The following is a 5,417-nucleotide window of genomic DNA, read 5'->3' on the forward strand; positions in this document are numbered from 1 at the left end:
AGCGTAGAATGCGCGCCTCGGTTGAGACGAAAAGCTCTTAACCAACCGCTCTTTAACAATTGAATCAAGCAATTCGTGTGGGTGCTTGTGAATTTGGACTGATAGTCAGCAAGATTATCAGCATCACAAGTGACTATACGAGAAATCGAAATAGTTCATTTTGAGATTGCTGAGCCAAGTTTAGGGTTTTCTCAAAACCCAAGCAGTATTGAACTGAAGAGTTTGATCATGGCTCAGATTGAACGCTGGCGGCAGGCCTAACACATGCAAGTCGAGCGGATGAGAAGAGCTTGCTCTTCGATTCAGCGGCGGACGGGTGAGTAATACCTAGGAATCTGCCTGGTAGTGGGGGACAACGTTTCGAAAGGAACGCTAATACCGCATACGTCCTACGGGAGAAAGCAGGGGACCTTCGGGCCTTGCGCTATCAGATGAGCCTAGGTCGGATTAGCTAGTTGGTGAGGTAATGGCTCACCAAGGCTACGATCCGTAACTGGTCTGAGAGGATGATCAGTCACACTGGAACTGAGACACGGTCCAGACTCCTACGGGAGGCAGCAGTGGGGAATATTGGACAATGGGCGAAAGCCTGATCCAGCCATGCCGCGTGTGTGAAGAAGGTCTTCGGATTGTAAAGCACTTTAAGTTGGGAGGAAGGGCATTAACCTAATACGTTAGTGTTTTGACGTTACCGACAGAATAAGCACCGGCTAACTCTGTGCCAGCAGCCGCGGTAATACAGAGGGTGCAAGCGTTAATCGGAATTACTGGGCGTAAAGCGCGCGTAGGTGGTTCGTTAAGTTGGATGTGAAATCCCCGGGCTCAACCTGGGAACTGCATCCAAAACTGGCGAGCTAGAGTAGGGCAGAGGGTGGTGGAATTTCCTGTGTAGCGGTGAAATGCGTAGATATAGGAAGGAACACCAGTGGCGAAGGCGACCACCTGGGCTCATACTGACACTGAGGTGCGAAAGCGTGGGGAGCAAACAGGATTAGATACCCTGGTAGTCCACGCCGTAAACGATGTCAACTAGCCGTTGGAATCCTTGAGATTTTAGTGGCGCAGCTAACGCATTAAGTTGACCGCCTGGGGAGTACGGCCGCAAGGTTAAAACTCAAATGAATTGACGGGGGCCCGCACAAGCGGTGGAGCATGTGGTTTAATTCGAAGCAACGCGAAGAACCTTACCAGGCCTTGACATGCAGAGAACTTTCCAGAGATGGATTGGTGCCTTCGGGAACTCTGACACAGGTGCTGCATGGCTGTCGTCAGCTCGTGTCGTGAGATGTTGGGTTAAGTCCCGTAACGAGCGCAACCCTTGTCCTTAGTTACCAGCACATAATGGTGGGCACTCTAAGGAGACTGCCGGTGACAAACCGGAGGAAGGTGGGGATGACGTCAAGTCATCATGGCCCTTACGGCCTGGGCTACACACGTGCTACAATGGTCGGTACAGAGGGTCGCCAAGCCGCGAGGTGGAGCTAATCTCACAAAACCGATCGTAGTCCGGATCGCAGTCTGCAACTCGACTGCGTGAAGTCGGAATCGCTAGTAATCGCGAATCAGAATGTCGCGGTGAATACGTTCCCGGGCCTTGTACACACCGCCCGTCACACCATGGGAGTGGGTTGCACCAGAAGTAGCTAGTCTAACCTTCGGGAGGACGGTTACCACGGTGTGATTCATGACTGGGGTGAAGTCGTAACAAGGTAGCCGTAGGGGAACCTGCGGCTGGATCACCTCCTTAATCGACGACATCAGCCGCTTCATAAGCTCCCACACGAATTGCTTGATTCATTGAAGAAGACGATTAGGTTAGCAACCTTCGATTGGGTCTGTAGCTCAGTTGGTTAGAGCGCACCCCTGATAAGGGTGAGGTCGGCAGTTCGAATCTGCCCAGACCCACCAATTGCTGGGGCCATAGCTCAGCTGGGAGAGCGCCTGCCTTGCACGCAGGAGGTCAGCGGTTCGATCCCGCTTGGCTCCACCACCCCCTCTTGCACCTATGTCAAAGCTTAGAAATGAATATTCTGCTCGAATATTGATTTCTGAACTTTATCAGAATCGTTCTTTAAAAATTTGGGTATGTGATAGAAAGATAGACTGGACAGCACTTTCACTGGTGTTTGTTCAGGCTAAGGTAAAATTTGTGAGTTTAATCATGAATTTTCGGCGAATGTCGTCTTCACAGTATAACCAGATTGCTTGGGGTTATATGGTCAAGTGAAGAAGCGCATACGGTGGATGCCTTGGCAGTCAGAGGCGATGAAAGACGTGGTAGCCTGCGATAAGCTCCGGGGAGTCGGCAAACAGACTTTGATCCGGAGATCTCTGAATGGGGGAACCCAGCCATCATAAGATGGTTATCTTACACTGAATACATAGGTGTAAGAGGCGAACCAGGGGAACTGAAACATCTAAGTACCCTGAGGAAAAGAAATCAACCGAGATTCCCTTAGTAGTGGCGAGCGAACGGGGACTAGCCCTTAAGTTGATTTGAGATTAGTGGAAGGCTCTGGAAAGTGCCGCCATAGTGGGTGATAGCCCCGTACACGAAAATCTCTTATCAATGAAATCGAGTAGGACGGAGCACGAGAAACTTTGTCTGAATATGGGGGGACCATCCTCCAAGGCTAAATACTACTGACTGACCGATAGTGAACCAGTACCGTGAGGGAAAGGCGAAAAGAACCCCGGAGAGGGGAGTGAAATAGATCCTGAAACCGTATGCGTACAAGCAGTGGGAGCCTACTTTGTTAGGTGACTGCGTACCTTTTGTATAATGGGTCAGCGACTTATATTCAGTGGCGAGCTTAACCGAATAGGGGAGGCGTAGCGAAAGCGAGTCTTAATAGGGCGTTTAGTCGCTGGGTATAGACCCGAAACCGGGCGATCTATCCATGGGCAGGTTGAAGGTTAGGTAACACTGACTGGAGGACCGAACCGACTACCGTTGAAAAGTTAGCGGATGACCTGTGGATCGGAGTGAAAGGCTAATCAAGCTCGGAGATAGCTGGTTCTCCTCGAAAGCTATTTAGGTAGCGCCTCATGTATCACTGTAGGGGGTAGAGCACTGTTTCGGCTAGGGGGTCATCCCGACTTACCAAACCGATGCAAACTCCGAATACCTACAAGTGCCGAGCATGGGAGACACACGGCGGGTGCTAACGTCCGTCGTGAAAAGGGAAACAACCCAGACCGTCAGCTAAGGTCCCAAAGTTATGGTTAAGTGGGAAACGATGTGGGAAGGCTTAGACAGCTAGGAGGTTGGCTTAGAAGCAGCCACCCTTTAAAGAAAGCGTAATAGCTCACTAGTCGAGTCGGCCTGCGCGGAAGATGTAACGGGGCTCAAACCATACACCGAAGCTACGGGTATCACTTAGGTGATGCGGTAGAGGAGCGTTCTGTAAGCCTGTGAAGGTGAGTTGAGAAGCTTGCTGGAGGTATCAGAAGTGCGAATGCTGACATGAGTAACGACAATGGGAGTGAAAAACTCCCACGCCGAAAGACCAAGGTTTCCTGCGCAACGTTAATCGACGCAGGGTTAGTCGGTCCCTAAGGCGAGGCTGAAAAGCGTAGTCGATGGAAAACAGGTTAATATTCCTGTACTTCTAGTTATTGCGATGGAGGGACGGAGAAGGCTAGGCCAGCTTGGCGTTGGTTGTCCAAGTTTAAGGTGGTAGGCTGAGATCTTAGGTAAATCCGGGATCTTAAGGCCGAGAGCTGATGACGAGCGCTCTTAGAGCGCGAAGTGGTTGATGCCATGCTTCCAAGAAAAGCTTCTAAGCTTCAGATAACTAGGAACCGTACCCCAAACCGACACAGGTGGTTGGGTAGAGAATACCAAGGCGCTTGAGAGAACTCGGGTGAAGGAACTAGGCAAAATGGCACCGTAACTTCGGGAGAAGGTGCGCCGGCGAGGGTTAAGGACTTGCTCCGTAAGCCCATGCCGGTCGAAGATACCAGGCCGCTGCGACTGTTTATTAAAAACACAGCACTCTGCAAACACGAAAGTGGACGTATAGGGTGTGACGCCTGCCCGGTGCCGGAAGGTTAATTGATGGGGTTAGCTAACGCGAAGCTCTTGATCGAAGCCCCGGTAAACGGCGGCCGTAACTATAACGGTCCTAAGGTAGCGAAATTCCTTGTCGGGTAAGTTCCGACCTGCACGAATGGCGTAACGATGGCGGCGCTGTCTCCACCCGAGACTCAGTGAAATTGAAATCGCTGTGAAGATGCAGTGTATCCGCGGCTAGACGGAAAGACCCCGTGAACCTTTACTATAGCTTTGCACTGGACTTTGAATTTGCTTGTGTAGGATAGGTGGGAGGCTTTGAAGCGTGGACGCCAGTTCGCGTGGAGCCATCCTTGAAATACCACCCTGGCAACTTTGAGGTTCTAACTCAGGTCCGTTATCCGGATCGAGGACAGTGTATGGTGGGTAGTTTGACTGGGGCGGTCTCCTCCTAAAGAGTAACGGAGGAGTACGAAGGTGCGCTCAGACCGGTCGGAAATCGGTCGTAGAGTATAAAGGCAAAAGCGCGCTTGACTGCGAGACAGACACGTCGAGCAGGTACGAAAGTAGGTCTTAGTGATCCGGTGGTTCTGTATGGAAGGGCCATCGCTCAACGGATAAAAGGTACTCCGGGGATAACAGGCTGATACCGCCCAAGAGTTCATATCGACGGCGGTGTTTGGCACCTCGATGTCGGCTCATCACATCCTGGGGCTGAAGCCGGTCCCAAGGGTATGGCTGTTCGCCATTTAAAGTGGTACGCGAGCTGGGTTTAGAACGTCGTGAGACAGTTCGGTCCCTATCTGCCGTGGACGTTTGAGATTTGAGAGGGGCTGCTCCTAGTACGAGAGGACCGGAGTGGACGAACCTCTGGTGTTCCGGTTGTCACGCCAGTGGCATTGCCGGGTAGCTATGTTCGGAAGAGATAACCGCTGAAAGCATCTAAGCGGGAAACTTGCCTCAAGATGAGATCTCACTGGAGCCTTGAGCTCCCTGAAGGGCCGTCGAAGACTACGACGTTGATAGGTTGGGTGTGTAAGCGCTGTGAGGCGTTGAGCTAACCAATACTAATTGCCCGTGAGGCTTGACCATATAACACCCAAGCAATTTGACTGCTTCTGGAGACAGGGCACCGAATTGTGGTGGTGAAGACGAAACGCTCGAAAATTCGTGAACCCACAAACATCACATACCCGATTTGCGCGGACGTCGAAAGGCGGACGAGCACACAGAATTTCTTGACGACCATAGAGCATTGGAACCACCTGATCCCATCCCGAACTCAGCAGTGAAACGATGCATCGCCGATGGTAGTGTGGAGCTTCTCCATGTGAGAGTAGGTCATCGTCAAGATTAAATTCCGAAACCCCTATCTGCGTATGCAGGTAGGGGTTTTGTCTTT

Annotated in this window: 2 tRNA genes and 3 rRNA genes; all 5 read left to right on the plus strand. The window is 51.4% G+C overall.

Going from position 1 to position 5,417, the window contains the following annotated elements:
- Window positions 1-210 precede the first annotated feature (210 nt).
- Window positions 211-1,747, plus strand: a 16S ribosomal RNA gene (locus CKW37_RS32160).
- Between the two features lie 84 nt (window positions 1,748-1,831).
- A tRNA-Ile gene (locus CKW37_RS32165) sits at window positions 1,832-1,908 on the plus strand.
- Between the two features lie 6 nt (window positions 1,909-1,914).
- Window positions 1,915-1,990 (plus strand) — tRNA-Ala (locus tag CKW37_RS32170).
- A 227-nt stretch (window positions 1,991-2,217) separates the two neighbouring features.
- A 23S ribosomal RNA gene (locus tag CKW37_RS32175) occupies window positions 2,218-5,107 on the plus strand.
- Between the two features lie 145 nt (window positions 5,108-5,252).
- Window positions 5,253-5,368 (plus strand): 5S ribosomal RNA (gene rrf / locus CKW37_RS32180).
- The 16S, 23S and 5S rRNA genes sit together here with 2 tRNA genes alongside, the layout of an rRNA operon.
- Window positions 5,369-5,417 lie beyond the last annotated feature (49 nt).

Origin of the sequence: Pseudomonas sp. Irchel 3E13 (genome assembly GCF_900187455.1) — a bacterium.
Lineage (GTDB): Bacteria > Pseudomonadota > Gammaproteobacteria > Pseudomonadales > Pseudomonadaceae > Aquipseudomonas.